Source organism: Mycobacterium gordonae (assembly GCF_002101675.1).
GTDB classification, from domain to species: domain Bacteria; phylum Actinomycetota; class Actinomycetes; order Mycobacteriales; family Mycobacteriaceae; genus Mycobacterium; species Mycobacterium gordonae.
This window is the reverse complement of record NZ_LQOY01000127.1, coordinates 1-1,436: the sequence shown is the minus strand read 5'-3', so window position 1 is coordinate 1,436 and position 1,436 is coordinate 1. Positions and strand designations below refer to the sequence as shown.

The window sequence follows — 1,436 nt, the reverse complement described above, 5'->3', positions numbered from 1 at the left end:
CTTGGATTCAGGCCGTCGCTGCAACGAATGCGGACGGGTCTGAGAGTAGTCGGTGGAGTTCTTCGGCGGGGGTGCGCCACTTGAGGCGTTTGCGGGGGCGGCCGTTGAGTTCAGCGGCGACTTGGTCGAGCCAGCCAGGACCGTAGAACGACAGGTCGGTGCCTTTGGGGAAGTATTGGCGTAATAGTCCGTTGGTGTTCTCGTTGGTGCCGCGCTGCCAGGGGCTGTGCGGGTCGCAAAAATAGATCGGCAGGCCGGTGGCCTCGGTGATCTCGGTGTGCAGGGCCATCTCGCTGCCTTGATCCCAGGTCAGCGAGCGACGCAGGATCTCCGGTATTTCCGGGACCTTGGCCGACATCGACTCGGCCAGGGTGGCCGCCGTGCGATCTTCGGGCATGTGCAGCAGCACCACGAACCCGGTGGTCCGTTCGACTAGGGTGCCGATCGCTGAGCCGGAAGCGGTGCTACCCAGGATAAGGTCGCCTTCCCAATGTCCGGGGATGGCGCGGTCGTCGGCTTCGGCGGGACGTTCACTGATGTTGATCATGCCCGCCTTGAATCGGGCACGGTCAGCTATCTCGTTGCGGCCGTGCGGCTTTCGCCGTGTCCGGGCGGTGCGCAGCGCGGTCTTGACCAGCGTGGCCAACTCCCCGCGCGGCTGGACGTAGAGAGCCTGGTAAATCGTCTCGTGTGACACCCACATCTCCGGATCCTCGGGGAAGTCCTGCCGCAGCCGGCACGCGATCTGCATGGGACTGTGCCGCTGTTCCAACCGTTGCACAACTTCGGCCAACAGCGCAGGGCGCGACTCCAACCGGCGCTGTTTGGGCCGCTTGCGGTTAGCGTCGGCGACGTCTTGGCCAACCCCGGCCCGATACCCCGAGCTGGTCGCACCTCTGACGATCTCGCGATTGACGGTGTCGAGGTGGCGATCAAGTCGATCGGCGGCATAAGCCGGGGTGTGCCCAGCTTCGAGCAGTTCCTCAAGTCGGCAGCGTTCGGTGAACGACAACGGCGCACGTGGCGGTCGCGGGCCGTTGACTTCCACGACGGCAAGAGCAGGGGTCCTGGGCACATAGCCAGCTTGTTTCACCCAAACCAGGCCCCTGCATTCCGACACGCCGGCAATCACCGACGCCTCCTGGACGGACGACCCGGATTTCATCGCCGCCCAGAACGCCTCACGCACCGCCGCCGGATACCGAATCCCGTGATGGGTGGTATCGACGACGATCCCCGCGGCCTTAGCCCACTTATTGCCCGTCGTATGAGACACCCCGGCCACCGTGGCCGCCACCGACCGCGACAGTCCCGACCTCACCGCCTCCAGGAAGACCCCGCGGGACTCGGGATCAACTTTGCTGCCCTGCTTGCGAAACCCCATCAAACAACACCCCTCAACCAGTCAGGTGTTGCAGCGACCGATTGAGTCTGCC

At 64.7% G+C, this 1,436-nt stretch carries 1 protein-coding gene; it reads right to left on the bottom strand.

The genetic code is table 11. The features are described 5' to 3' along the window. Nucleotides 1-7 precede the first annotated feature (7 nt). Nucleotides 8-1,165 carry an IS30 family transposase gene (locus AWC08_RS19385; RefSeq protein ID WP_372513539.1) on the bottom strand — a complete coding sequence of 386 codons (1,158 nt, stop codon included), beginning with the start codon at nt 1,163-1,165 and terminating at the stop codon, nt 8-10. Nucleotides 1,166-1,436: the final 271 nt, after the last annotated feature.

Bases quoted from the DNA above. Each gene is read 5' to 3' on its own strand.
- AWC08_RS19385 (WP_372513539.1), bottom strand. From the start codon at position 1,165: ATGAAATCCGGGTCGTCCGTCCAGGAGGCGTCGGTGATTGCCGGCGTG.